Origin of the sequence: Pseudomonas sp. TH37, from assembly GCF_016650735.1 — a bacterium.
GTDB lineage: Bacteria > Pseudomonadota > Gammaproteobacteria > Pseudomonadales > Pseudomonadaceae > Aquipseudomonas > Aquipseudomonas farris.
The window spans coordinates 521858-548359 of record NZ_JAEKFD010000001.1; the positions used below are offsets into that span (position 1 = coordinate 521858).

Sequence of the window (26502 nt, forward strand, 5' to 3'; positions counted from 1 at the left end):
GAAGGCTAAGCTCAAGACCTGTAGCAGCTGCCGAACGCAGGCTTCGCCAGCGGTTCCAGGTAACTTCCAGGAGGACAACATGCGCACGATTCTTTTCAGCAGCCAGACCTACGACCGCGACAGTTTTCTGAGTACCGACCTGCCCGCCGGTATCGAGCTGCAGTTCCAGCCGGCGCGACTGAGCCTCGACACGGTGGCGCTGGCGGAGCATCACGAAGTGGTCTGTGCCTTCATCAATGATGACCTCAGCGCTCCGGTACTCGAACGTCTGGCCGCGGGCGGCACACGCCTGATCGCCCTGCGCTCGGCCGGTTACAACCATGTCGACCTGGCGGTGGCGAAGCGCTTGGGGCTGGCGATTGTGCGGGTTCCGGCCTACTCGCCTCACGCGGTGGCCGAACATGCAGTGGCGCTGATTCTGGCGCTTAATCGCCGACTGCACCGTGCCTATAACCGTACTCGCGAGGGCGATTTCAGCTTGCATGGGCTGACTGGTTTCGACCTCGTGGGCAAGACCGTCGGCGTCGTCGGCACCGGGCAGATCGGCGCGACTTTCGCGAAAATCATGAACGGCTTCGGCTGCCAGTTGCTGGCCTGTGATCCTTATCCGAACCCGCAGGTCGAAGCGCTGGGCGCCCGCTACCTCAGCTTGCCGCAATTGCTGGCCGAGTCGCAGATCATCAGCCTGCATTGCCCGCTCAACGAGCAGAGTAAACACTTGATCAACAGCGAGTCACTGGCGCACATGCAGCCCGGCGCGATGTTGATCAATACCGGGCGTGGCGGTCTGGTGGACACGCCAGCGCTGATCGATGCGTTGAAGGACGGCCAATTGGGCTATCTGGGGCTGGATGTTTATGAAGAGGAGGCACAGCTGTTCTTCGAGGATCGCTCCGACTTGCCGCTGCAGGACGATGTGCTGGCGCGCCTGCTGACCTTTCCGAATGTAATCATCACGGCGCACCAGGCCTTCCTCACCCGCGAAGCCCTGGGTGCGATTGCCGCGACCACCCTGCAGAACATCGCGGCCTGGGCGGCCGGTTCGCCACAGAATCAGGTCGAGAGCTGAGCGGCTCAGGCCTTGGACAAAAGGATCATCAGGGCCAGCCAGCCGAAGCCCAACAAGCGCTGTCCCAGCGAATGACCGCGACGCAGCAGGAACCAGACAAAAAACGGCGGCAGCAAGAAAATCATCAGTTTCAGCCAGAGTTCCACCGGACGCGGCCCACCGGGTGCCGGTGCCGGGATCTCTGCCTCGACTTCGGCTTTACGTTTGCGCCCGAAAGCGGCCGGGGTCACCCGGGGCACACTCTCATTGGTCGGTAAACGCCCGAAAGAAAGAGGCGCCTGCGTAGGCGTTGCCGTCGACGTAGCCGCTTGCACTGCCACCGCAGGTGCACCGCAATGAATGCAAGCAGGCGCCGTGGAGCTGATGCGTTGCTTGCACTCAAAACATTCGATCAACGCCATTTCTGTTCCTTAGAGATGCAAAAGCGGCAGTGTGCCATGACTCGACAGGTAATTTGAACCAGATCGAAGGTCACATGCCCGCGCCATGCTGCGTTCATGCCCGTGCTAGCATATCGCGCATATTTGGAGGACCCATGGTCGAACACGATTTCCGCTACAGCCTGATGAACCCGCAACACACCCTCACCGAATGCCGCGCCCTCGTGCCGGGGCGTTATCAAGTCACCGGCAACGGCGGCTCGATTCGTAATAACGACGTGCTGGTAGTGACCCTTAAAGGCAGCAAGGATCTGTCCATGCGCCTGACCGTCGAAACGGTTCGCCATCTGATCAATCCGCCGGGCCAATGGGTCGCGGTGGCCAGTGGTCCGGTGTTCGGCGAACTGGCGATCCACACCTGGAAAGTCAACTGCGACAGCTGCGCCAAAGAGCTGAGCTTTGAGTTCGCGGTCGACGCCAAGCTGGGCAACAAGGCGGAAAAACCGGCGGCCACTGCACGCATTGCCGAGTTGGGCTGGGCCACCGTTGCCGACAAGCACCTGTGCAAGAAGTGCCAGGAGCCTGCGTGATGAAACGCCTTGCTCTGACCGCCATGGCTGGCGCCAGTCTGTTGGGCTGTGCCGCCGAACCGGTGCAATTGCAACACAACCGCAGCTACATTCTGGAATGGATCGGCGAACGTCCGCTGATGGACTACAGCCATCTGACCATTACCCTTGATGAAGATGGTCGGGCCTATGGCAATGGCGGCTGCAACCACTGGTTCGCGCCGTATACCCTGGAAGGCGACAAGCTGAGCTTCGGCAAAATCGGTAGCACCCGCAAAATGTGTGCGCCGGCGTTGATGGAGCAGGAAAAACGCTTCCTGCAGGCGCTGGAAAACGTGCAGCGCTGGGATGTTTCACCGATCGACCAGATGCGCTTCTGGCCGGCGCAAGGCAAACCACTGCGCTGGTGGCTTGAAGAGGGTTGATCACGTAGCCAGTGAGTGACTGTGGCGAGGGAGCTTGCTCCCGCTGGGCTGCGAAGCAGCCCTAAAACCCACCACCTCGGTTCTTCAAATATACCGTATGGACCGAATTTGCGACTGCTGCGCAGCCGAACGGGGGCAAGCCCCCTCGCCACAAAAGCTCCCTCACCACAGGTCGGCGCTCGATCAGTTAGTCGCCTGCAACGCCTCAAGCTTCGCCATCACCCCCGCCGCCGTCTGCTCCCCCATCAACTGTTCCCGCACCTTGCCCTTGTTATCGATGATGTAAGTCACCGGCAGCGCTTCACTGCGCGGCAATTCGAAAAGGTCGGCCGGGTCCTGGGCCAGCACGGTGAAAGCGATCCCCAGTTTCTCGCTGGCGCTTTTCAGCTCTTCGCCCTGCACATTGTCGAAATTGACCCCAAACACCCCGATCTTCTTGCCTTTGAGCTGCTCGGCCAGCGCGTTCAACTCGGGAATTTCGGTACGGCACGGACCGCACCATTCGGCCCAGTAATTGAGCACCAGCCATTGTTTGTCCAGACGCTCGGCGGCGACGTTGTGACCGTTCTGGTCGACGCCATAGTCGTTGCCGCAGCCTCCCAGTAATAACGCCCCCATGATCGCCAATGCCGCTGCCAGTCGCCTTGTCATGTCTCAATCCTTGTCAAAAATAGAATGCACCTGCGACCCATCGCCTCCCAAGGTTCTGGATTACGCGCCGCACAGTTAGAATAGCCGCCACCTTACGCAAGATGCGACCCGCACATGACCGATCTGACGCTTTATCACAACCCGCGCTGCTCGAAATCCCGCGGTGCGCTCGAACTGCTCGAAGCCCGAGGCCTGGCCCCGACCGTGGTCCGCTACCTGGAAACCCCGCTGGACGCCGCGCAAATCCAGAGCCTGCTGAGCAAGCTCGGTATCAGCGCCCGGCAATTGCTGCGCACCGGCGAGGACGAGTACAAAACCCTCAACCTGGCCGACAGCAGTCTGAGCGAGGCGCAATTGATCACCGCCATCGCCGCGCACCCGAAACTCATGGAGCGCCCGATTCTCGAAGTCGGCGACAAAGCCATCATCGGCCGTCCGCCGGAGAATGTGCTGGAGTTGCTGCCGTGAGTGCGCCGTACATTCTGGTTCTGTATTACAGCCGCAGCGGTTCGACCAATGAAATGGCCCGGCAGATTGCCCGTGGTGTCGAGCAGTCCGGTATGGAAGCGCGCCTGCGCACCGTGCCGGCGATCTCCACCGAGTGCGAAGCCGTGTCGCCGGACATTCCTGACGAAGGCGCGCTGTACGCCAGCCTCGATGACTTGAAGAACTGCGCTGGCCTGGCTCTCGGTAGCCCGACCCGCTTCGGCAACATGGCCGCACCGTTGAAGTACTTTCTCGATGGCACCAGCAATCTGTGGCTGACCGGCGCCCTGGTGGGCAAACCGGCCGGGGTCTTCACCTCCACCGCGAGCCTGCATGGCGGCCAGGAAACTACGCTGCTGTCGATGATGTTGCCGTTGCTGCACCACGGCATGCTGATCACCGGCCTGCCTTACAGCGAGTCGGCGCTGCTGGAAACCCGCGGTGGCGGCACGCCTTACGGCGCCAGCCATCACGCCGGTGCCGATGGCAAAAGCGGTTTGAATGAACACGAAGTTGCGCTGTGCCGGGCCTTGGGCCTGCGGTTGGCGAAGACTGCGCAAAAGTTGGTGAGCTGATATGGCCAAAAAGCCGAAGATTCTGCCTTCCATCGAATGGCTCGAACCGCGAGTACGGGCGATGCGAGTCATCAGCCTGCTGTGCTTTTTCGGCTTGGTGGGACTGCTCTGCGCCTACTACCTGGTATTCGCCGACCTGCATGGCGCGCGGCCGTGGGTGATTCTGCTGATCGAACTGGTGCCGCTGCTGTTGCTGGCGCCGGGGATGATCGTCGGCAGCGCCCGTGGGCATTCGTGGATGTGTTTTGTGGTGAACCTGTATTTCATGAAGGGCGCATTGGCCGCGTATGACCCGAACCGGCAGCTGTTCGGTTTACTGGAGATGGGCGCGAGCCTGGCGGTGTTCTGCTCGGCAATGTTGTATGTGCGGTGGCGGTTTCAGTTGAATCGCAAGTTGGCGGGTGAAGGCGAAATCTCCGTCGCCTGACAGGACGCTATCGCGGGCAAGCCCGCTCCCACAGTGACCGGAGCCGTTCACACATTTTGTGCTCAAAACCAATACCTGTGGGAGCGGGCTTGCCCGCGATGGGCTCAACTCGGTCTCAATGATTCACTGTGTAAGCCAGCATCATCGAAATCTGGCTCATCGGCCGCCCACCGCTCTCTTCGTGCCACTGGTTGAACGCATTCTGCACCGTGGCCATGTCCCGCAGGCTGGTCGGCACCTTGTCGACGATCTTCTGCGCACTCAGCGCCGCCACCACGTCGTAGCTCGGCACGAAGGTGTCCTTGCCGACCATCCGCAAGAATCGCGGTGCCGATAACCCGCCCAACTGATGCCCGTGTTTTTTCAGGTAAGTCCACAAACCGACGATATCGGTCACCGGCCATTCGGCGATCAACGCGCCAAAACTGCCTTTCTCATGGGCCACGTCCAGAATGAACTGCGCATTGCGCGGAACGCTCTTGAGCTTGCCCAGGTGGCGGATGATCCGCGCGTCCTGCATCAAGCGCTCCAGATGCTCGGCGCTCATCGGCACGACTTTTTCCGGGTCGAACTTGAAGAACACCTCTTCGAACGCCGGCCACTTGGCGTCCACCAGGCTGTGCTTGAGCCCGGCGCGGAACACCCGCAACGCCATGGTCGAGAGGTAGCGGTCGTCGCTGATCTTGCGCAATTGCGCCGGGGTCTTGGGAACGGGCAGATGGGCTTCCAGTTCAGCCGCCGAACCGAAGCGGTTCAAGCAGTACTCGTTCAGCCACTTGTAGTCGCGCATGCCCTCTCCTGAGGATTGAAGCGAAAAACCAACTGTGGGAGCGACCCGTAGCGAGGGGGCTTGCCCCCGTTTGAGTGCGTAGCACTCACAAAATCTTTGGTACATCAGCGATTTTGGGGCCGCTTCGCAGCCCAACGGGGGCAAGTCCCCTCACCACAAGGCTCGCTCCCACACAATTTGTGTCAGAGATTGACCACGTTGACGAAGCGCGAAGCCGCCGTTTCATCGATCTTGAGATTGGTGAAGTCAAACAGGTTGCGGTCCGCCAGTTGCGACGGAATCACGTTCTGCAAACTGCGGAAAATGCTTTCGGTACGGCCTGGGGTCTTGCGTTCCCACTCCTGCAGCATCTCTTTAACCACTTGGCGTTGCAGGTTTTCCTGGGAGCCACAGAGGTTGCACGGGATGATCGGGAATTGTTTGAAGTCCGAGTAAGCCTGAATGTCTTTTTCGTTGCAGTAGGCCAGCGGGCGGATCACTACGTTGCGACCGTCGTCGGCACGCAGCTTCGGCGGCATGGCCTTGAGCGAACCGTTAAAGAACATGTTCAGAAAGAACGTCTCGACGATGTCGTCGCGGTGATGACCGAGGGCCATTTTGGTCGCGCCGATTTCATCGGCAAAGGTGTAGAGCGTGCCGCGACGCAGGCGCGAGCACAGCGAGCAGGTGGTCTTGCCTTCCGGGATCAGCTCCTTGACCACCGAATAGGTGTCTTTCTCGACGATGTGGTACTCGATGCCCAGTTCTTTGAGGTAAGCCGGCAGCACGTGCTCGGGAAAGCCTGGCTGCTTCTGGTCCATGTTCACGGCCACGATCTCGAACTTGATCGGGGCGACCTTCTGCAAATGCATCAGCACGTCGAGCATGGTGTAGCTGTCCTTGCCACCGGACAGGCAGACCATGACCTTGTCGCCGTCTTCAATCATGTTGAAATCGGCGACAGCCTCACCGGCCTGGCGGCGAAGGCGCTTTTGCAGTTTGTTCTGGTTAACCGTGAGAGTGCCCATGACGCGAAATCCGTGAGGTGTGACGAAAGGCCGGCATTTTACGCAAAAACATTGCACTTGTGGCGAGGGGGCTTGCCGGAACGCCGCATCGCCCCGTTCGGCTGCGAAGCAGTCGTAAAACAAACACTGCGCTACCTCTTGGAGAATATAGTCGACTGATTTGGGGCCCAACGGGGGCAAGCCCCCTCGCCACAGGTTGCATTCGGGACAGACCCGGCGGCGATTAACAAGATTGTTTACAGCGCGATTTGCTCTAAGCCCCTCGCACTATTACCGGTAACTCCTTTCTATACTGCGGCATAAGGTCGCACACGTATTCAGACCTGTACTTACCTGGCCACTTTGGCCCGTAAGCGCTCCGCTGGGGGGCGATGGCAACAACAAGAGGAGTGACTGGCATGATCCATCACGTAGTGGGGCTCTTCACCCACCCTGACCAGGAATGGAAAGAAATCCGTGGCGACCAGGAGGAAAGCATCAGCCACATGTACCTCACGCACACCCTGATTCTGGCGGCGATCCCCGCCGTATCGGCGTTTATCGGCACCACGCAGGTCGGCTGGGTCATTGGTAACCGGGCGCCGGTAATGCTGACCATGGAAAGCGCGCTGTGGATGACCATCATGTCGTACCTGGCGATGCTCGGCGGTGTCGCGGTGATGGGGGCTTTCATCCACTGGATGGCCCGCACCTATGACGCCAACCCGAGCCTGGCACGCTGTGTCGCGTTCGCCACATACACCGCGACTCCACTGTTCATCGGTGGTCTGGCGGCGCTGTACCCGCACATGTGGTTGGGAATGATCGTCGGCACCGCAGCCATCTGCTACACGGTGTACCTGCTGTATGTGGGCTTGCCAACGTTCATGAACATTCCGTCGGACGAGGGATTCCTGTTTTCAAGCTCGGTGCTCGCCGTTGGACTGGTGGTGCTGGTGGCGATCATGGCGTTCACGGTGATTGTCTGGGGACTCGGCGTGGGGCCGGTCTATACCAATTAGCCACACACCAACCAAAAACAAGATCTGCCAACACAGGCCGCCGCAAGGCGGCCTTCTACTCTCTAAGAAAGAGCAGGAGCAACGACCATTCGGCGCCTCGGCGATTCGCAAGTCCCGAGGGTTGCGGCATACTCGACGTCTCTGGAGATCCATCAAGCATGCCCGAGCAACTCAATACCCGCGTCGAAGACTGTTTCCAACAAGCCGAATCCTTTTTCAAACGACCTTTCAAACGCCCCGTGGTGAGCCTCAAGCTGCGCGGGCAAAAAGCCGGTGTCGCGCATTTGCACGAGAACCTGCTGCGCTTCAATCCGCAGCTGTACCGGGAAAACACCGAAGACTTCCTCAAGCAGACCGTGGCGCATGAAGTCGCGCACCTGATCGCCCATCAATTGTTCGGCGACCGCATTCAGCCTCACGGCGAAGAGTGGCAACTGATCATGCGCGGTGTTTACGAACTGCCGCCCAACCGCTGCCACACCTACGACGTCAAACGCCGCAGCATGACCCGCTACATCTACAAATGCCCGTGCGCCGACAGCGACTTCCCGTTTTCGGCCCAGCGTCATGGTTTGGTGAGACAGGGGCGGCGGTATTTGTGCCGGCGGTGCAGAAATACATTGGTGTTTAGTGGGGAGATGCGGGTCGAATAAGTCAGATTTGTGGTGGTTCGGCCGGCCTCATCGCGGGCAAGCCCGCTCCCACAGTGGTCGGATTCGTTCACAAATTTTGTAATCAAAACTGATCCCTGTGGGAGCGGGCTTGCCCGCGATGGGGCCGGGACCGACGCTACAAAATCACCTTGATGCGCCGCAATTCCTCGATCCGCTCAACACTAAACCCCAACTCCTCCAACACCTGATCCGTATGCTCACCCAGCCCCGCCCCGATATGCCGCGGCTCAGGCAACCCGTCCGAAAACTTCAACGGGCAAGCCATCTGCGCCTGAGTCGAACCATCGCCCCTCGGCACCTCAACCACCAATTCCCGCGCCTTCAACTGCGGATGCCGCACCGCTTCACCCAGGCTCAACACCGGCTCGACACACGCGTCGAGTTCGGCAAACAGCGCGCACAACTCGTCAAAATCGTATTTTTCGAATTCAACTTTCAACGCCTCCTTGAGTACCTGTTGCCGGGCGGGTATGGATGACAAGCCCTGGAGCGCCAGTTCCTCCACCCCCAGCGCCGTACACAGCTGCTTCATGAACACCGGCTCCAGACTACCCACCGACAACCAGCGTCCATCACGCGAACGGTAGTAATCGTAGAAGCTGCCACCATTGAGCATCTGCTCTTCCCTGCCCGGCTCCACGCCACAGGCCAGGTACCCGGCACCGGCCATGGCATTCAGGCTGAAGGCGCAGTCGGTCATGCTCACATCCAGATGCTGCCCTTGCCCGGTCTGCTGCCGCGCGATCACCGCTGCCAGCAGGCCGATCACCCCGTGCAGCGAGCCACCGGCGACATCCGCCACCTGCATGCCCAACGGCACCGGCCCGCTGTCGGCACGACCGGTGTAGCTCGAAAGCCCCGCCAGCGCCAGGTAGTTGATATCGTGCCCGGCGCGATCCTTGTAGGGGCCGGTCTGGCCATAGCCGGTGATCGACACATAAATCAGCTTCGGGTTGATCGCCTTCAAGTCTTCATACCCCAAACCGAGCCGGTCCATCACGCCAGGACGAAACTGCTCCAGCACGATGTCGTGGTCCTGCAGCAATTGCTTGATCACCTCCAGCGCCTCGGGCTGCTTGAGGTCCAGCGCCAGGCTGCGCTTGTTGCGATTGAGGTACGCGTGGCTGGCCGAGACGCCTTGATCGTGCGGCGGCAATACTCGCAGGAGGTCCATGCGGGTCGGCGATTCGATGCGCAGCACCTCGGCGCCCATGTCTGCCAGCAGCAACGAGGCGAACGGCCCCGGCAGCAGTGTCGAGAAATCCAGAACCTTGAGTGATGCCAGTGGACCGAGCATAAGTGTTCTCCAGTACGATCCCCCAAGCCTAGGCAGCCGAGGACATTGCAGCAATCACCTTATGTGTCAGTGGCGGTGACCGTTGCGCTCAAATCGCAGGCATGAAAAAACCCGCCGAAGCGGGTTTTTCATGCAGCCAGAGTACTTACTTGACGCTGGCCGGGGTTGGGCCTTCAGCCACACCCAGGTCATCTTCCTCGCGAGTATCGGAGATACCGCGACCGCCGGAAGCCAGCTCGACTTGCAGCTTGTCTTCGTCCAGCTCTTTCACCCACTTGGCAACCACGATGGTGGCTACGGCGTTACCAACAAGGTTGGTCAGCGCACGGGCTTCGGACATGAAGCGGTCGATACCGAGGATCAGCGCCAGGCCGGCCACCGGCAGAGTACCCACGGCCGACAGGGTGGCTGCCAGCACGATGAAACCACTACCGGTCACACCCGCCGCACCTTTGGAGGACAACAGCAGCACCAGCAGCAAAGTGATCTGGTGAGTGAGGTCCATCGGCGTATCAGTCGCCTGAGCGATGAATACAGCCGCCATGGTCAGGTAGATCGAAGTACCGTCGAGGTTGAACGAGTAGCCAGTCGGGATCACCAGACCCACAACCGATTTCTGCGCACCCAGGCGTTCCATCTTGATCAGCATGCGTGGCAGCGCGGATTCCGAAGAGGAAGTGCCCAGCACGATCAGCAGTTCTTCACGGATGTAGCGAATCAGTTTGATGACGCTGAAACCGTGTGCGCGGCAGATCGCGCCCAGTACCAGGACCACGAACAGGATGCAGGTGATGTAGAAGCAAATCATCAGCTGACCGAGTTGCACCAGCGAACCGACACCGTAGGCACCGATGGTGAAGGCCATCGCACCGAACGCGCCGACTGGAGCGAGCTTCATGATCATGTTGATGATGTTGAACATCACGTGGGCAAAGCGATCAATGAAGTCCAGCACCGGTTTGCCGTAGGCACCCAGGCGATGCAGGGCGAAACCGAAGATCACCGAGAACATCAGCACTTGCAGGATGTCGCCGTTGGCGAAGGCGCCGACGATGGTGTTAGGGATCACGTTGAGGACAAAAGCAATGATGCTCTGGTCTTTACCGGCCGAGATGAAACCAGCGATTTTGCTGGTGTCCAGGGTCGACACGTCGATGTGCATGCCGGCGCCCGGTTGCACGACGTTGACCACGACCAGACCGATCAGCAAGGCAATGGTGGAGACGATTTCGAAGTACAGCAGCGCATAGCCGCCGGTCTTGCCGACCGATTTCATGTTCTGCATGCCGGCGATACCACTGACGACGGTACAGAAGATGATCGGTGCGATGACCATTTTGATCAGTTTGATGAACCCGTCACCCAGCGGCTTGAGGGCTACACCGGTCTGCGGGTAGAAGTGACCGAGCAGGATGCCGATAGCGATGGCAACGATCACCTGGAAGTACAGGGATTTATACAGTGGCTGACGAGTCGTCATTGCAAAGTTCCTCAAGAGTGCCTCAGTAACAACATCCGTCTGTTGTCCCTGACACCTCATTTGCGAACCCTCCTGCACTGGAGGGATTTGTTTTGTCGAGCTGCGCGCTGGCAGACCTCTGTGGCTTGTATCGCAAGCCCCGTGCCACCTTCGGAAAAAACCCTGCCAGCCTTGTGACATCAAGGGTTACAGGTTTTTTTTGGTCACTAACCCGCTACAACGATGTGGCGGATTTCCGCCCACCAGCCAAACCTCGTCCTGCAATTTGGCGGATATCCGCCTTGTTCATTCTCGACGGGCACCGCTACCATCCATTGCTCAGTGGACGGACCTGCCCTCTATGCGCGAACGCACCATCGCCAGCCATTTCGCCCGCGCCGCCCTCGGTGGCGCGCGTCGGCGTGGCTACGACTATTCAAGTCTGTTGCAGCAACTGGGGATCAGCCCCGAGTTGCTCGAGGAGCCGCGCGCCCGAATCGCGCCCGAGCAGTTCGCCCGATTGATCCAGGAGTTGTGGTTGGCCCTGGACGACGAATACCTGGGTTTCGGGCAAGCGCCGAACAAACCCGGCAGCTTCGCGATGATGTGCCACGCGGTGATCCACTGCCGCACGCTGGAGAAAGCGCTCAATCGCGGTTTATTGTTTTACAGCCTGTTCCCCGGGGCGCCGCGTCTGACGCTGAGCCGCGAAGGCGACATGGTTCGCCTGAGCCTCGACGATTCGCCGCTGTGGGACCCGGACCATTTCCTCAGCGAAAGCCTGTTGGTGATCTGGCATCGGTTCGGCAGTTGGCTGATCGGCCAGCGCATTCGTCTGGAGCAGGCCACGTTCAGCTACCCGAGGCCCGAACACGGGGCCGAATACGACTTGCTGTTTTCCTGCCCGCTGAGCTTTTCCACCGTAAAGAGCACGACGGCGCAAAGCAGTCTGTTATTTCACAGTCGCTACCTGAACATGCCGCTGTTGCAGGACGAACGAACCCTCAAGCACTTTCTCGAGCGCTCCCCCGCCGACCTGCTCTCGCGCCCCGACGAAGGCGACAGCCTGAGCAGCCAGTTGCGGCGATTGCTCAGCCGCGACAGTGCGCGCTGGCCAGACCTGGAAGCGGTGGCCGCGCACCTGCACATCAGCCCGCAAACCTTGCGCCGGCATTTGCGCGAAGAAGGCACGAGTTTTCAGGAGTTGAAGGATCAGTTGCGCCGGGACATTGCGATTTATCACCTGGGGCGTGCGGATCTGTCGTTGCAACAGATTGCCGAGCAGCTGGGGTTTTCCGAGCCGTCGGCGTTTCATCGGGCGTTCAAGAAATGGACGGGGTTGACGCCTGGTGCTTACCGCGCGCAAGAGAACTGATTTTTGCGTTGAATTGGCTGGCCCCATCGCGGGCAAGCCCGCTCCCACAGGTATCTGCTTTGACTGAAAGATTTGTGAACGACACCGATCACTGTGGGAGCGGGCTTGCCCGCGATGAGGCCCGAAAAAACACCATCAAACCACCGGAAAATGAATCCGGAACGCCGCCCCGCCCATTGGCGAATCACCCAGTGTCAGCTTGGCGCTGTAGCTTTCGATGATGTCCTTGACCACCGCCAACCCGATCCCCTGCCCCGGATGCTGGCGATCCAGCCGCTCGCCACGCTGCAGAATCCTCGCACGCTGATCCGGTGGCACGCCCGGCCCGTCATCTTCGACGCAGAGTTCAATGCCACTGAGGGTTTCGCGCACGCTGATGCGCACTTCGCTCAGGCACAGGCGATAGGCGTTTTCCAGCAGGTTGCCCATCATTTCCAGCAAGGCACCTTGTTCGATCGGCACGTAGCACTGCTCCGGCAGATCGAAAGTGACCCGCACGCGTTTGTCGCGATAGACCTTGTCCAGCGTGTCGCAGAGGCTTTTCAGTACCGGGCGCAGGCGCACCTGATGGCGCACCAGACCGCTTTTGCGCAGGCTCGCGCGTTGCAGCTGATAGCCGATCTGCTGGCTCATGCGTTCGATCTGGGTTTGCAGCACCCAGGCCTGCTCGCGCTCTTGCGGCTTTTGCGCCATGTCTTCGCTGACCCCTTGCAACACCGTCAGCGGGGTTTTCAGGCTGTGAGCCAGGTCGTCGAGGGAATCGCGATAACGGCTGCGCTGTTCGCGTTCGCTGTGCAACAAGCGGTTGAGCGAGCCGGTCAGGCGCAGCAATTCACGCGGGTGTCGTTCGCTGAGGCTTTCCAGAGTGCCGCTTTCGATCTGGTCCAGCTCCTGGCTCAGCCGACGCAACGCCTGCAAGCCCCAGGTCAGGCCGATCCACAGCAAAGCGAGCAACACCAACAAGGCTGCGCCGAAGCCCAGATAAAGGTTTTCCCGCAGGCCTTCGAGGGTGATTTCGTATTCGCGCACCGGTTGCAGGGCGACGATGCTGAACGCCGCGCTTTGGCCGCCCAGCAGCTTGACCTCGACGTCATAGACGAAGAACTCTTCACCATTGGCTTCGCGGATTCTCGCGAACTCGTTGCCGCGCCCATCGTAACGCGGCTTGTAGTTGATCTTCTCTTCCTGGGTGGCTTTCGAGCGCCAGACCAGATGACCTTCGCGGTCATAGATGTAGCCGAGCAAACGGCTGTCGGTGAGGTTGAAACGCTCATCGGGTAGCTGCGTCGGCATCTGCAAGCGGTTGTTATCCACCCGCGCGGCGGAGATCAGCGTGGTGACGTCCGACGCCAGGCGCTGCTCGATGGAATCCTGCAACGCCAGGCTGAACGCGCCCTGCATCGCCGGCAGCAACGCCAGCATGAACAACACCGCAAGGATCGTGGCGGCGAGCATCAATCGGACACGAAGGGAACGAATCAAGTGCAGCGCTCGTTAAACAGGTAGCCGAGGCCACGCACGGTATCGATCGGCTTGAAGCCGGATGGGCCTTCGAGTTTGCGGCGCAAGCGGCCGACCAATACCTCGATCACATTCGGATCACGCTCGTCGTCATCCGGGTAGAGCTGCTCCATCAAGCGGTCCTTGGCCACCACTTGCTGGTGATGGCGCATCAGGTACTCGAGGATCCGGTATTCGTAGGCGGTCAACGCCAGCGGTTGTTCATCGAGGGATGCCTGTTTGCGGTTGAGGTCCAGCAACAAGGGACCGGCGACGATGGTCGACTGGGTGAAACCGCTGGAGCGGCGCAGCAAGGCATTCAGGCGGGCGTCCAGCTCTTCGAACTGGAACGGCTTGACCACGTAGTCGTCGGCACCGGCGGCGAGGCCTTCGACCTTGTCCTGCCAGTTGCCGCGCGCGGTGAGGATCAGGATCGGAAAGGTCTTGCCCTGGGAACGCAACTGACGAATCAGGTCGAGCCCACCCATGCCCGGCAGACCGAGGTCGATCACCGCCAGGTCATGGTTGAACTGCCCGGCCTGGTACAGCGCCTCCTCGGCATTGGCCACGGACTCGACCACGTGGCCGCTATCCGTCAGGCGGGTTTGCAGGTGATGGCGCAACAGCGCTTCATCTTCGACGACCAGCAATTTCATAACGCTCTCCTGGGCAAATCAACATCTCCAAAGGCGCAACACATACAAAGGCATGCGCACCTCGATGGCTAACATGGCGACGCCGAATCAACCGCTTGGGTTGATCCGGCGTGTGCACTGATGCCAGTCAGTTCAGCCGCGGAACCTGTGGGAGCGGGCTTGCCCGCGATAGCGATCGGTCTGACACATCAATGGTGGATGTGCTGCCGTCATCGCGGGCAAGCCCGCTCCCACAGGGATTGCGTTTAACAGACGGACCTCGGCGCATACCCTTGCGAAACGCTTCTTAGAAAGCGTAGTTGGCGGACAGGTAGGTCTGGGCGCTGCTGGTCAAGTCCAGCGAACCCTGTTTGCTGCCGCCGCGCTCGCTCACCTCGGTGCTGGCGTTGCTGCGCAGGTAACGGTAACCCAGCTCGACCGAGGTGTTTTGCGAAACTTGCTGCAATACACCGACCTGGCCGCCAATGGCGTAACCGATGTCGCTGTCGCGGCTGAAGCCTGGCGAATCCTGGGTCAGTTTGGTCAAGCCGGCGGTGGCACCGCCGAACAATTTGGTGCTGCCACCCACCGGGTAAAACAAATCGTAGCTGCCCAGCAGGTTTTCCTGACGCAGTTTAATGCCATTGTGCGAGCCCGACACATTGTCATAAGTGGCGTAGTAGCGGCCCTTGCTGTCTTGCTGGCCCAGACGCACGCCCCAGGTGTTGTCCTTGCCGATCACACCGTCGGCGTTCGGGTGGTTAAGGTTGTCGTTCAGGGCGCTGGATTTTTTAACCTTGTCGCTGGTCTGGCCAAAGGTCAGGCCGGCGAAATTGGTGGTATCGGCGTGGGCCGCAATACTGGCGCCCATCATGGTGAAAGCCAGAAACAGTTTTTTAAAAGTAGTCATTGGGGAGTTTCCTCATGCGCTATGTGCTTTTTGGGTACGGGGCAAGGTTACTGCCCCCTCCCTGTACTGCCCCTGAACGCACTCTGAACCTGAGCTGAATCACATCGACTACGCTGTTCTGACAACTCTTAATAAGGAGGTTTGATCATGCGTATGTTCCTCGCCCTCGTATTACTGGCTCTGAGTGGGGTCAGCCAGGCTGCCATCCAGACCCAGGAAATCCCCTATCAAAGTGCCGACGGTACGAAGCTGATCGGCTATTACGCCTACGACGACGCCATCAAAGGCCCGCGCCCGGGCGTGGTGGTGGTGCATGAGTGGTGGGGCCTCAACGACTACGCCAAGCGCCGCGCCCGTGATCTGGCCGGTCTGGGTTACAGCGCGCTGGCGATCGACATGTTTGGCGACGGCAAGAACACCGAACACGCCAAGGACGCCATGGCTTTCATGCAAGCAGCATTGAAGGACAGCGCAGCAGCCAGCGCGCGGTTTCAGGCCGGGCTCGATTTGCTGAAGAAACAGCCTCAGACCGATCCGGACAAACTGGCGGCCATTGGTTATTGCTTCGGCGGCAAGGTGGTGCTGGATGCGGCGCGTCAAGGCGTGCCGCTGGCAGGCGTGGTGAGTTTCCATGGTGCGCTGGTGACCAATACCCCGGCGACGCCTGGCAGTGTGAAGGCGAAAGTCCTGGTGGAGCATGGCGCGCTGGACAGCATGGTCACGGCGGAAAACGTGATGGCATTTAAAGCGGAAATGGACAAGGCCAAAGCCGACTACAAGTTCGTCACCCTCGAAGGCGCCAAGCATGGGTTCAGCAATCCCGAGGCGGATCGTCTGAGCCATGGCGACCACGGCGGGCCGGACATTGGTTACAGCAAGACCGCGGATGAAAAGTCTTGGGCGGACATGCAGGCGTTTTTCAAGAAGATATTTAGCTGATCACGTAGACCACTGTGGCGAGGGGGCTTGCCCCCGTTGGGTTGCGAAGCAGCCCCGAAATCTGCAATCGCGTTTCGACAGATAAACCGCGTTCGCCGATTCACGACTGCTTCGCAGCCGAACGGGGGCAAGCCCCCTCGCCACAAAAGCCCTGCTGCCACTACCCAGCCATCGCGCTAGACGGCAAAATGCCCGTCATGAATCCCGTCCCCGCCCTACCCGTCTGCTGCACCCCACTCGACGCCCATTGGCCGCTGCCGTTTGTGCTGCCCGATACGGTCTTGTTGGGTACCCACTTCGATACCAGGCAACTGGCCAGCGATGATTTCCAGCGCAGCGCCATCGAGCCGCCTGCGAGCATCCAGCGGTCAGTGGCCAAGCGCCAAGCCGAGTTTCTCGCCGGGCGAGTCTGCGCTCGGGCGGCGTTGCAACAACTGGAAGGGCTGAGTTTCATTCCCGCCATCGGCGAAGACCGCGCACCGGTGTGGCCGGCGCATATCACCGGCTCGATCACCCACAGCACCGGCCGTGCCGCGGCGATTGTCGCGAACAAGGCGCACTGGCGCGGTCTGGGGATGGACCTGGAAAACCTGCTCGATGCGGAGCGCGCCGAACGCCTGGCCGGGGAAATTCTCACCGGGCCTGAAATGCAGCGCATGGCTGCCGGGGCTGAGGATCAACTGGCAATGCTGGTGACATTGACGTTTTCAGTGAAGGAAAGCCTGTTCAAGGCGCTCTACCCGATCGTGCAGAAGCGCTTCTATTTCGAACACGCCGAAGTGCTGGAGTGGAGCGCGGGGGGCGAAGTGCGGTTGCGGTTGCTGACTGACCTGTCCAGTGAATGGCGTAGCGGCACTGAGCTGGATGCGCAGTTTGCAGTGATTGATGGGCAGTTGTTGAGTCTGGTCAGTATCAGAGCCTGAAAATTTTCAGCGTTTGGAATGGCCTCATCGCGGGCAAGCCCGCTCCCACAGGTTCAGTGGTGTCCACAGATCTCGTGTACGACACGAACACTGTGGGAGTATCAAGGCTTGAAGGCTTTCAGTGTTTGGGATGGCCTCATCGCGGGCAAGCCCGCTCCCACAGTTTCAGTGGTGTTCACAGATTTTGTGTACGACACGGACCCTGTGGGAGCGGGCTTGCCCGCGATAGGGCCCAAAGGACACCAACAATCTCAACGCCGCTCCTGATTCCTCGGCCAGCTCAAACTGAAACAGGCCCCACCCAGGCTTTTGCTCTTGCCGATCAACGCTCGCCCGTCATGCCAATGGATGATCCGTCGCACAATCGATAACCCCAACCCATGCCCGCCCGAGGCGCGGGTGCGGCTGTCATCGAGGCGCAGGAACGGGGTGAAGATTTTCTCCCACGCGGTTTCCGGCACGCCCGGCCCGTCATCCTCGACATCCACCCGACAGCGCTGCTGCCCCACCTGATAACTGACGGTCACCCGTGAATGGGCGTGACGCATGGCGTTGCTCACCAGGTTCTGCAACGCCCGGTGCAAGTAGCGCGGCTCGGCCTCGACCCAGGCGTCGTCGCAATCGGCGGCTGACAGGCACAAGCCGCGCTGCACCGTGACCTCGGCCCGCAGTGGCGCCAGTTCTTCGATCACCTGATTGACCAACGCATCCAGATCGATTCGCTGAAAGTTCAGCGCCGGCGAACCTTGCTCCAGCCGCGCATAGGTGAGCATCTCGTCGACCAGCCGATCGAGGTCCTCGATGTCGTGGTCCATCCCTTCGCGGTATTTTTCCAGCGCCTCAGGCGTGGTGGCCGAGCCGATCATCTCCAGGCCAAAACGCAAACGCGCGACCGGCGTGCGCAGTTCATGGGACACGGCACGCACCAGTTCTCGCTGAATCGCCAACAATTGCTGCAAGTGCTCGGCCATGCCGTTGAACGCCGAGGCCAGACGCCCCACAGAGTCTGCGCCGCGTGCCGGTACGCGGGTTTCCAGGCTGCCCTTGGCGATGCGCGTGGCGGCGGCTTCCAGCCCGCGCAAACGGCGCTCCAGCTGGCGCACCAACAGATAGACAATCAAACCGATCAGGCTCAAGCCTAGGGCCGCGATCAGCACCAGCCACTCGGGCGGGTAAGGATTCATCTGATACAGCGGTCCGATTTCCAGCACCCACGGTGTACCGACCATGCCGGCAAACACCCGGATCGAATCGCCACCCTTGCCCAGCGCCATCACCGTGTCGCCTTCGGATATGCGGCGACTCTGGTCTTCGTCCATGTCGGCCTGATCGATCGTGACCAGCTGCAGATCAAAGCCGAAACCCTTCTCTTCCTTTAACTGCGCCAGACGCTTGGGCTGCTCGGCCACCGGGTAGCGCACCAGTTCATCGGCCAGCAGATAAATGGTCGCTCGCGCCAGTTGCTCGCTGATCTGCTGGACTTCCCCGGTGAGCACCAGTTGTTCCTTGTCGCTGACCAAGCGGTAAACCTTTGCCGCGTGCGGGCCGGTCTGCTCCACCAAGGCCTGGCCGCGCAGCACGCGGGTGCGCTGGGTCAGGTCGAGATCGGTCTGGGGAAATGTCTTCAGCGCCAACGGAATGCCGAGCAAGCGCTCCCACACCAGCAAGGCCCGATGGCGCTCGGTTTCGTTCATTGGTTGCAGGTTATCGGCCATCAGCGAGAACGTGCCGTGGGCCAGGCGCTCGCGGTATTGCTCGCTGCGCACTTGGTTAAGCAGGTGCAAGGCCAGCACGCCGAGCACAGCCACCAGAATCAGCGCCGCGCACATGCCGCCATAAATGCGCAGGAAGATCGAGTTCACAGCGACAAGTCTGCGCAGGCTTCGGGAACGAACAGATAGCCTTTGCTGCGGATGGTTTTGATCAGTCGCGGATGCTCCGGGTCATCGCCGATCTTCGGGCGGATGCGTGAAATGCGCACGTCGATGGAACGGTCCTGGCCGTCATAACCGATACCGCGCAGCGCGGTGAATATTTCTTCGCGGGACAGAATACGCCCGGCGTTGGCCACCAGCAGCCAGAGCAAATCGAACTCGGCACTGGTCAACTCGATGCCTTTGTCATGCAGCCAAGCCTCGCGCAACGCGTTGTCGACCACCAACGGGCCGAACTGCAGACGCCGTTGTTTTTCCGGAGCGGTTTCAGGGGGTTCACTGCGCCGCAACAGGGCCTGGATGCGCGCCAGCAGCAGGCGTGGGCGAACGGGCTTGCAGACGTAGTCATCCGCGCCGAGGTCGAGGCCGAGGATTTGATCGGTGTCATCGGTGCGCGCGGTGAGCATCAGGATCGGGCCGTCATACTTGTCGCGAACCTTGCGGCAAATGCTCAGGCCATCTTCGCCGGGGAGCATCAGGTCGAGGATTACCAGATCCGGTTTCTCCTTGATGATGCGTGCCGCCGCAAGGGTGCCGTTGCCCTCGATCGATACGCGCAGGCCATTGGCTTCGAGGTAGTCGCGGGTCAGTTCGGCCAGACGTTGGTCGTCCTCGACAATCAATACCTGCCAGACTTCTTGCTCCACGGTGACCTCTGCTTGCCAACATCACTTTAAAGGGACGGATCCGCCCATCTTTTTGTAATGATTGGGGAGGATAAGAATGCATCTGCATTGGCCGATTGTATAAACGGCGCACGTCTGGAACACAAGCGGGTAAATGCGTTCGGACACGACGGTTTTTTGTGATAGGGTTCGCGCCCTTAAAAATCCGAATGACTGTTTTCAATCGCTGAAAATCAGTGAAAAACAGTCCGCTCCAGCTAGCTCGCGGCCTACACGCTTGTTCCACCTTTCACACACAATTTACGCACAGGTTTATCCACAGGTAGTACGTTGCAACACCCTCCAAAACGCATTATCTTGTACCTCGGCGCTAAAAAAACCCTACATGTAGGGTTTTAGCTTAAAAGCCCAACCACATTTCAGACCAGAAACTCAAGCGCTTTATTGCCTGTTTATGGTTGAACCAAGCACGATTTTACAAGCCCAAACCGCATGTGCGGATGGCACCGTTTTTTCAGGCCAGAACAGCCAGAACGGTACGGGTGTTGCAGTCAAAACTGGCACCCCAGAAAGGAATCCGGCTTCGAGCCCAGGCTCGCGGCCAAAGACTTCGGCAAGGAAGCGGCATCATTAGCCTTTTTCCTACTGTCCCGAAGTTGTTATGCCCGACGCCACGTCGGTTGTAGTGCTTCAGGACAGAACGGTGGGCACCGTGATGGTGCCCAAACAAACATAGAGAATGTGGAGACAACCCCCCATGCAAACCGACACAACTCGCGAGAACCCGCAGGGCACCTTGCCGCAGGCCGCCGATTCGAATTCGGATCTGTCCGCCACCGCGCCTGGCCAACTGCGCGTGATCAAGCGTAACGGGACTGTCGTTCCTTACACCGATGACAAAATCACCGTCGCCATCACCAAAGCGTTTCTTGCAGTTGAAGGCGGCACCGCTGCCGCTTCGTCGCGCATCCACGACACCGTTGCCCGCCTGACCGAACAGGTCACCGCTACCTTCAAGCGTCGCATGCCATCGGGCGGCACCATCCACATCGAAGAAATCCAGGACCAGGTCGAACTGGCCCTGATGCGTGCTGGCGAGCAGAAAGTTGCGCGCGACTACGTGATCTACCGCGACGCCCGCTCCAAGGAACGCGCTGTACGCACCCCTGCCGAAGACGCAGTACAGGCTCACCCATCGATCCGCATCACCCGCGCCGATGGCAGCCTTGCACCTCTGGACATGGGTCGTCTGAACACCATCGTCACTGAAGCGTGCGAAGGCCTGGAAGAAGTCGACGGCGACCTGATCCAGCGCGAAACCCTGAAGAACCTGTACGACGGCGTGGCCCTGACCGACGTTAACACCGCTCTGGTGATGACCGCCCGTACGCTGGTCGAGCGTGAGCCGAACTACTCGTTCGTGACCGCCCGCCTGCTGATGGACACCCTGCGTGCCGAAGGCCTGAACTTCCTGGGCGTCGCCGAGAGCGCGACTCACCACGAAATGGTCGACCTGTACGCCAAGGCGCTGCCTGCATACATCGCCAAAGGTATCGAATTCGAATTGCTGAACCCGGTTCTGGCCACTTTCGACCTGGAAAAACTCGGCAAGGCGATCAACCACGAGCGCGATCAGCAGTTCACGTACCTGGGCCTGCAAACCCTGTACGACCGTTACTTCATCCACAAGGACGGTATCCGCTTCGAACTGCCGCAGATTTTCTTCATGCGCGTGGCCATGGGCCTGGCAATCGAAGAGAAGAACAAAGAAGACCGTGCGATCGAGTTCTACAACCTGTTGTCGTCCTTCGACTACATGTCCTCGACCCCGACCTTGTTCAACGCCGGTACCCTGCGTCCACAGCTGTCGAGCTGCTACCTGACCACCGTGCCGGATGACCTGTCGGGCATCTACCACGCGATCCACGACAACGCCATGTTGTCGAAATTCGCTGGCGGCCTGGGCAACGACTGGACGCCGGTTCGTGCGCTGGGTTCGTACATCAAGGGCACCAACGGCAAATCCCAGGGCGTTGTACCGTTCCTGAAAGTAGTGAACGACACCGCCGTCGCCGTTAACCAGGGTGGCAAGCGCAAAGGCGCCGTCTGTGCTTACCTGGAAACCTGGCACATGGACATCGAGGAGTTCATCGAACTCCGCAAGAACACTGGTGATGACCGTCGTCGTACCCACGACATGAACACCGCCAACTGGATCCCTGACCTGTTCATGAAGCGTGTCTTCGATGACGGCCCGTGGACCCTGTTCTCGCCATCCGAAGTTCCGGATCTGCACGACCTGACCGGCAAGGCTTTCGAAGAGCGTTACGAGTACTACGAAGCCCTGTCCCAGTACCCAGGCAAGATCAAGCTGTTCAAGACCATTCAGGCCAAAGACCTGTGGCGCAAAATGCTGTCCATGCTGTTTGAAACCGGCCACCCATGGCTGACCTTCAAAGACCCGTGCAATCTGCGCAGCCCCCAGCAGCACGTGGGTGTGGTTCACAGCTCGAACCTGTGCACCGAGATCACCTTGAACACCAACAAGGACGAGATCGCCGTTTGCAACCTGGGTTCGATCAACCTGCCGAACCACATCACCAACGGCAAGCTGGACACCGCCAAGCTGGAACGCACTGTGAACACCGCCGTTCGCATGCTCGATAACGTTATCGACATCAACTACTACTCGGTGCCACAAGCGAAGAACTCCAACTTCAAGCACCGTCCGGTCGGTCTGGGCATCATGGGCTTCCAGGATGCTTTGTACCTGCAGCACATCCCTTACGGTTCCGACGCTGCCGTCGAGTTCGCCGACAAGTCGATGGAAGCGGTCAGCTACTACGCGATCCAGGCTTCCTGCGACCTGGCCGACGAGCGCGGCGCTTACGAGACGTTCCAGGGTTCGCTGTGGTCCAAAGGCATCCTGCCGCTGGATTCGCAACAGATCCTGATCGAGCAGCGTGGCCAGAAGTACATCGACGTTGACCTGAACGAATCCCTGGACTGGGCACCGGTTCGTGCCCGTGTGCAGAAAGGCATTCGTAACTCCAACATCATGGCCATCGCACCGACCGCGACCATCGCCAACATCACTGGCGTATCGCAGTCGATCGAACCGACTTATCAGAACCTCTACGTGAAATCGAACCTGTCGGGCGAATTCACCGTGATCAACCCGTACCTGGTTCGCGACCTCAAGGCTCGCGGTCTGTGGGACTCGGTCATGATCAACGACCTGAAGTACTACGACGGTTCGGTACAGCAGATCGAGCGCATCCCGCAAGAACTCAAAGAGCTCTACGCAACTGCGTTCGAAGTGGACACCAAGTGGATCGTTGACGCGGCCAGCCGTCGTCAGAAGTGGATCGACCAGGCTCAATCGCTGAACCTGTACATCGCCGGCGCTTCGGGCAAGAAGCTGGACGTGACCTACCGCATGGCCTGGTACCGTGGTCTGAAAACCACTTACTACCTCCGTGCCCTGGCCGCGACCAGCACCGAGAAGTCGACCATCAACACCGGTAAGCTGAACGCTGTTTCCAGCGGCGGCAACCACGGTGACGACTCGGTCCTGGCAGCTCCTGCCGGCCCTGCTCCAGTGCCGAAGGCTTGCGCCATCGACGAGCCGGATTGCGAAGCTTGCCAATAAGCTGAGCTGGTGAGCGCTGAAAGGCGCTTACTCGAAACCCCCGATGAGCTTCTGGCTTGTCGGGGGTTTTCTTTTGCCTGCTTTAAGATCAAAAAATCGCAGCCTCGCTTCGCTCGACAGCTCCTACGTTGACATGCGAACCCTGTAGGAGCTGTCGAGTGCAACGAGGCTGCGATCTTTTGATCTTGATCTTTATTTACCACCCACAAAAAAGCCCCTCTTGCGAGGGGCTCTTTGTGAAGCGCTATCCGCTAACCAACATCAGGTCATCTGAATGATGGTCTGCATGATGGTGCTCTGGGTGGAGATGGTCTTGGCGTTTGCCTGGTAGTTGCTCTGGGCCTTGATCAACTCGACCAATTCATTGGTCAGGTTGACGTTGGACTCTTCCAGGGAGTTGGACACGACCGAACCCAGAGTGCCGGTTGTCGGCGCATCGACACCCGCCACGCCTGAGGCAAAGGTTTCTTTCCAGCGGGTACCACCGATCGGCTGCAAGCCTTGCTCGTTGGCGAAGCTGGCGACTGCAACCTGGCCGATGGCCTTGGTTTGCTGGTTGCTGAAGTTGGCGGTCATGACGCCGGTGGCGTCGATGCTCAGGCTGGAGATCTGGCCAGTGGCGTAGCCGTCCTGATATTGGGCGGTACGGGCGGTTGGCGAGTTGTAAGAGGTGGTCAGCGCCATGTTGAACGCGATACCGCCAGTGGCAGCGACGGAACCGTTCGGCCCCCAGGTCACAGGAATCGTTGCGGCGTTGGTAATGGTGCCTGGCACCCAACCGGTCATGGTCAACGTGTTGCCGGTCTGGGTCCAGCCAGCACCCGCCGTCAGCGTATTGATGCTGCCGTCAGAGTTGAAGGTGATGTCGGCGGTGATCGGTGCTGGTGGCGTGGTAGCGGGGTTGGCCGGGGAACGACCATCCATATAGGTATAAACGCGCCAGGCGTTGGTCCCCGTTTTCACGTAGTACTGATCCATGGTGTGCTCGTTACCCTGGCTATCGTAGACCTTGGTGGAAATGGTCTTGTTATAGCTATTGGTATCGGTGGCACTGAACGTCGCCACAGTCGGCAGTGTTTCCGCCGAGTTCAGGTTCAACGTCTGATCGACTTTGGTGGTCGGATTCGGCTTGAGGGCCGTGGTATCGATCTTCAAGTCAGTCAACACACCGTTGATGATCTTGCCGTTGGCATCGACGCCATAACCCTGCAGACGGTTGCCGTTGTTATCGACCACATAGTTTTCAGCGTCGGTCTTGAACGCACCGGCACGGGTATAGCTCAGGGAACCGTTGTCACTGAGGATGAAGAAGCCGGTACCCTGGATGCCCATGTCCAGCACGTTGCCGGTGTTGTTCACGTCGCCCTGGCTGAACTGCTGGGAAACGTTGGCCAGACGCACGCCGTTACCGATGGTCTTGCTGCCGGTACCCAGGCGAGTGGCCGAGTACACGTCTTCGAATTCTGCACGGGACGATTTGAAACCGGTGGTGGCGACGTTGGCGATGTTGTTGCCGGTCACGTCCAGTTGTTTGTTGGCTGCATAGAGACCGCTAAGGCCGATACTGAAAGACATATTCCACTCCTTTGTGCCGTGTTAGTCGGCTCTATATACCAATGGTTTGTACTTTGGACAGGGCAACGCTGCCCATGCCTGCCAGGTTCAACATCAACTCACCGCCGGTCTGGCTGATGGTCACGCTGTTGACCGTTGCTGGCAGGTAAGTAATCAGTGAGGTGTTCGTGCCGTCGATGGTGGTCGTTGCGCCGAAGGTGTAGGTGCCCGCCGGTGCCACCACGCCCGCATCGTCCTTACCGTCCCAAATGAAACTGGTGTTGCCGGCGCTTTGACTGCCCAGCTCGAGGGTGCGGATGGTCTTGCCTTCCGAGTTGGTGACCTTGACGGTGGCGGCGGAAACCGATGTCGGTACCACGACGGTACCGTTGAGGCTCTTGGAGGTGTCGACCACGGCTTTGTCGGTCTGCGCGATGACCGAACGGCCCACCAGCGAAGAAGCCTGCAAGGCTTGCGACGAGCTGTAGCTGCTGGCAAGGCCACTGACCGTATCGTTCAGCGTGGTGATACCTTCCAGGCTACTGAACTGCGCCAGCTGTGCCACGAACTCGCTGTTGTCCTGAGGATCGAGCGGGTTCTGGTTTTTCAGCTGAGTCACCAACAGTTGCAGGAACGCGTCCTTGCCCAGCGCCTGCCCGCCGGTAGCGGCCGTGGTCAGGCTGTCTTTGGTGGTAGTGGTCTGGACCGAAGAGTTGGCCAGAACATCGCTGATAACGCTCATACGAATCGCCCCTTATCACTGACCGAGGGTCAGGACCTTCTGCATCATGGTTTTGGCGGTGTTCATCATTTCGGCGTTGGTCTGGAACGAACGGCTCGCGGAAATCATGTCGGCCATTTCTTCGACGACGTTGACGTTCGGGTAGTAGACGTAGCCCTTGCCATCGGCGGCCGGATGGTTCGGCTCGTAGCGCGCTTCAAGGTTGCTCTGGTCTTCGACCACGCCCAGCACTTGCACGCCTTGACCGGCTGCATCCTGGTTCTGAAACAGCGAATCGCTGCCGCCGCTCTGGCCGCCCTGGAACATGGTGGCGAACACCGGGTGACGGGCACGGTAGGTCTGGTCGATGCTCGACGAGACGGTCTCGGCGTTGGCGATGTTCGAGGCCACGGTGTTCAATCGAGTGGTTTGTGCACTCATGCCGCTACCGGCAATGTTGAAAACACTGGATAGAGACATGGATTACTCTCCGCGCAGGGCTGACACCAGCCCTTTGAATTTACTGTTGAGCAGGGTGAAGCTGGCCTGGAAGTTGACCGCGTTTTCCGCGTAGTTCGACTGTTCCAGTTGGGCGTCCACGGTGTTCTGGTCGATCGACGGTTGCATCGGCGTGCGATACATCAGCGACTCGTCACCATTGCCCAGGCCTTCAGCTTCGATATGACGGCTGTTGGTCATGTTCAAGGCGAACTTGCCGTTTTTGGTTTTCTCGTTCTGCTCGGCGAGCACTTTCGAGAAGTCCAGATCCCGAGCCTTGTAGTTCGGGGTGTCGGCGTTGGCGATGTTGTTGGCCAGGACTTCAGCACGCTGAGCGCGGAAGCCCAGGGCTTGTTCGTGGATACCGAGCGCTTTATCGAAGCTGATGCTCATGTCGGGAAACCTTCGGGTGACCTGATTTTTCG

27 protein-coding genes are annotated in these 26502 nt (G+C 59.5%); 12 read left to right on the forward strand and 15 right to left on the reverse strand.

The genetic code is table 11. From position 1 onward, the window contains the following. Positions 1-79: 79 nt before the first annotated feature. A complete protein-coding gene (locus JFU11_RS02460; protein WP_201059638.1) occupies positions 80-1069 on the forward strand; it encodes a 2-hydroxyacid dehydrogenase in 990 nt (329 codons plus the stop codon). Positions 1070-1074: 5 nt separating this feature from the next. Here the strand turns inward: JFU11_RS02460 and JFU11_RS02465 are convergent, their stop codons facing one another. Further along, positions 1075-1470, reverse strand: a complete 396-nt coding sequence (locus JFU11_RS02465) for a hypothetical protein (RefSeq protein WP_123720625.1) — start codon at positions 1468-1470, stop codon at positions 1075-1077. Positions 1471-1604: 134 nt separating this feature from the next. Between JFU11_RS02465 and JFU11_RS02470 the strand changes: the two genes are divergently transcribed. Both JFU11_RS02470 and JFU11_RS02475 read left to right on the forward strand, forming a co-directional pair. Beyond that, positions 1605-2039 carry a hypothetical protein gene (locus tag JFU11_RS02470; RefSeq protein ID WP_007899088.1) on the forward strand — a complete coding sequence of 145 codons (435 nt, stop codon included), beginning with the start codon at positions 1605-1607 and terminating at the stop codon, positions 2037-2039. Next, positions 2039-2443, forward strand: coding sequence for an META domain-containing protein (locus JFU11_RS02475; protein ID WP_201059640.1), 405 nt, complete (start codon positions 2039-2041; stop codon positions 2441-2443). Before JFU11_RS02470 ends, JFU11_RS02475 begins: the two co-directional genes overlap by 1 nt. A 183-nt stretch (positions 2444-2626) precedes the next feature. Here the strand turns inward: JFU11_RS02475 and JFU11_RS02480 are convergent, their stop codons facing one another. Further along, complete coding sequence (locus JFU11_RS02480) at positions 2627-3094, reverse strand: TlpA disulfide reductase family protein (RefSeq protein WP_123720623.1); 468 nt, start codon at positions 3092-3094, stop codon at positions 2627-2629. Positions 3095-3208: 114 nt separating this feature from the next. On the opposite strand from JFU11_RS02480, the gene arsC reads away from it, so the two are divergent. The 3 genes from arsC to JFU11_RS02495 are packed head-to-tail and all read left to right on the forward strand — an operon-like array spanning position 3209 to position 4582. Then, the gene (gene arsC / locus JFU11_RS02485) at positions 3209-3562 is read left to right on the forward strand and encodes an arsenate reductase (glutaredoxin) (protein ID WP_123720622.1); all 354 of its coding nucleotides are present in this window, start codon (positions 3209-3211) and stop codon (positions 3560-3562) included. Continuing rightward, positions 3559-4155, forward strand: coding sequence for an NAD(P)H:quinone oxidoreductase (gene wrbA / locus JFU11_RS02490; protein WP_008011647.1), 597 nt, complete (start codon positions 3559-3561; stop codon positions 4153-4155). Before arsC ends, wrbA begins: the two co-directional genes overlap by 4 nt. A gap of 1 nt (position 4156) precedes the next feature. Then, positions 4157-4582 (forward strand): DUF2069 domain-containing protein, encoded by a 426-nt coding sequence (locus tag JFU11_RS02495; protein ID WP_201059642.1) that lies wholly within the window; start codon positions 4157-4159, stop codon positions 4580-4582. Positions 4583-4697: 115 nt separating this feature from the next. Here JFU11_RS02495 and JFU11_RS02500 read toward each other — a convergent pair whose 3' ends face one another. Together JFU11_RS02500 and ttcA are read right to left on the reverse strand one after the other, a co-directional pair. Continuing rightward, positions 4698-5372 carry a DNA-3-methyladenine glycosylase I gene (locus tag JFU11_RS02500; protein ID WP_201059644.1) on the reverse strand — a complete coding sequence of 225 codons (675 nt, stop codon included), beginning with the start codon at positions 5370-5372 and terminating at the stop codon, positions 4698-4700. Between the two features lie 182 nt (positions 5373-5554). Then, positions 5555-6379, reverse strand: coding sequence for a tRNA 2-thiocytidine(32) synthetase TtcA (ttcA, locus tag JFU11_RS02505; protein WP_123720620.1), 825 nt, complete (start codon positions 6377-6379; stop codon positions 5555-5557). Between the two features lie 398 nt (positions 6380-6777). Here ttcA and JFU11_RS02510 point away from each other — a divergent pair, with 398 nt between their 5' ends. Both JFU11_RS02510 and JFU11_RS02515 read left to right on the forward strand, forming a co-directional pair. After that, complete coding sequence (locus JFU11_RS02510) at positions 6778-7380, forward strand: Yip1 family protein (protein WP_030131100.1); 603 nt, start codon at positions 6778-6780, stop codon at positions 7378-7380. 158 nt (positions 7381-7538) lie between these two features. Next, entirely contained in the window at positions 7539-8033 is a 495-nt protein-coding gene (locus tag JFU11_RS02515; protein WP_038979462.1) for a SprT family zinc-dependent metalloprotease, read from the forward strand. 136 nt (positions 8034-8169) lie between these two features. Here JFU11_RS02515 and JFU11_RS02520 read toward each other — a convergent pair whose 3' ends face one another. Beyond that, positions 8170-9351, reverse strand: coding sequence for a CaiB/BaiF CoA-transferase family protein (locus tag JFU11_RS02520; protein ID WP_201059646.1), 1182 nt, complete (start codon positions 9349-9351; stop codon positions 8170-8172). Between the two features lie 145 nt (positions 9352-9496). Next, positions 9497-10831: a dicarboxylate/amino acid:cation symporter gene (locus JFU11_RS02525; RefSeq protein WP_123720618.1), complete on the reverse strand. Its 1335-nt coding sequence runs from the start codon at positions 10829-10831 to the stop codon at positions 9497-9499. Between the two features lie 340 nt (positions 10832-11171). Here JFU11_RS02525 and JFU11_RS02530 point away from each other — a divergent pair, with 340 nt between their 5' ends. After that, positions 11172-12185 (forward strand): AraC family transcriptional regulator, encoded by a 1014-nt coding sequence (locus JFU11_RS02530; protein WP_201059648.1) that lies wholly within the window; start codon positions 11172-11174, stop codon positions 12183-12185. Positions 12186-12320: 135 nt separating this feature from the next. Here JFU11_RS02530 and JFU11_RS02535 read toward each other — a convergent pair whose 3' ends face one another. The 3 genes from JFU11_RS02535 to JFU11_RS02545 form a co-directional block, all read right to left on the reverse strand. Further along, positions 12321-13667: an ATP-binding protein gene (locus JFU11_RS02535; protein WP_201059650.1), complete on the reverse strand. Its 1347-nt coding sequence runs from the start codon at positions 13665-13667 to the stop codon at positions 12321-12323. Next, a complete protein-coding gene (locus JFU11_RS02540; protein ID WP_123720615.1) occupies positions 13664-14341 on the reverse strand; it encodes a response regulator transcription factor in 678 nt (225 codons plus the stop codon). Before JFU11_RS02540 ends, JFU11_RS02535 begins: the two co-directional genes overlap by 4 nt. Before the next feature lie 286 nt (positions 14342-14627). Continuing rightward, the gene (locus JFU11_RS02545; RefSeq protein ID WP_123720614.1) at positions 14628-15230 is read right to left on the reverse strand and encodes a hypothetical protein; all 603 of its coding nucleotides are present in this window, start codon (positions 15228-15230) and stop codon (positions 14628-14630) included. A gap of 147 nt (positions 15231-15377) precedes the next feature. Between JFU11_RS02545 and JFU11_RS02550 the strand changes: the two genes are divergently transcribed. Together JFU11_RS02550 and JFU11_RS02555 are read left to right on the forward strand one after the other, a co-directional pair. Beyond that, on the forward strand, positions 15378-16169 hold the full coding sequence (locus tag JFU11_RS02550; RefSeq protein WP_123720613.1) for a dienelactone hydrolase family protein: 792 nt from the start codon (positions 15378-15380) through the stop codon (positions 16167-16169). A 197-nt stretch (positions 16170-16366) separates the two neighbouring features. Continuing rightward, entirely contained in the window at positions 16367-17092 is a 726-nt protein-coding gene (locus JFU11_RS02555) for a 4'-phosphopantetheinyl transferase superfamily protein (protein ID WP_201059652.1), read from the forward strand. A gap of 251 nt (positions 17093-17343) precedes the next feature. Here the strand turns inward: JFU11_RS02555 and JFU11_RS02560 are convergent, their stop codons facing one another. Then, positions 17344-18954 carry an ATP-binding protein gene (locus tag JFU11_RS02560; RefSeq protein ID WP_123720611.1) on the reverse strand — a complete coding sequence of 537 codons (1611 nt, stop codon included), beginning with the start codon at positions 18952-18954 and terminating at the stop codon, positions 17344-17346. Further along, positions 18951-19673 (reverse strand): response regulator, encoded by a 723-nt coding sequence (locus tag JFU11_RS02565; protein ID WP_123720610.1) that lies wholly within the window; start codon positions 19671-19673, stop codon positions 18951-18953. Before JFU11_RS02565 ends, JFU11_RS02560 begins: the two co-directional genes overlap by 4 nt. A gap of 736 nt (positions 19674-20409) precedes the next feature. Here JFU11_RS02565 and JFU11_RS02570 point away from each other — a divergent pair. Continuing rightward, positions 20410-23304: a ribonucleoside-diphosphate reductase subunit alpha gene (locus tag JFU11_RS02570; RefSeq protein WP_201059654.1), complete on the forward strand. Its 2895-nt coding sequence runs from the start codon at positions 20410-20412 to the stop codon at positions 23302-23304. 261 nt (positions 23305-23565) lie between these two features. Here the strand turns inward: JFU11_RS02570 and flgE are convergent, their stop codons facing one another. The 4 genes from flgE to flgB are packed head-to-tail and all read right to left on the reverse strand — an operon-like array spanning position 23566 to position 26470. After that, complete coding sequence (flgE, locus tag JFU11_RS02575; RefSeq protein WP_123720608.1) at positions 23566-24879, reverse strand: flagellar hook protein FlgE; 1314 nt, start codon at positions 24877-24879, stop codon at positions 23566-23568. Between the two features lie 31 nt (positions 24880-24910). Continuing rightward, positions 24911-25600 carry a flagellar hook assembly protein FlgD gene (flgD, locus tag JFU11_RS02580; RefSeq protein ID WP_123720607.1) on the reverse strand — a complete coding sequence of 230 codons (690 nt, stop codon included), beginning with the start codon at positions 25598-25600 and terminating at the stop codon, positions 24911-24913. Positions 25601-25615: 15 nt separating this feature from the next. Further along, positions 25616-26059, reverse strand: a complete 444-nt coding sequence (gene flgC / locus JFU11_RS02585) for a flagellar basal body rod protein FlgC (protein WP_007899122.1) — start codon at positions 26057-26059, stop codon at positions 25616-25618. 3 nt (positions 26060-26062) lie between these two features. After that, positions 26063-26470, reverse strand: a complete 408-nt coding sequence (gene flgB / locus JFU11_RS02590; RefSeq protein ID WP_007899124.1) for a flagellar basal body rod protein FlgB — start codon at positions 26468-26470, stop codon at positions 26063-26065. Between the last annotated feature and the right edge of the window lie 32 nt (positions 26471-26502).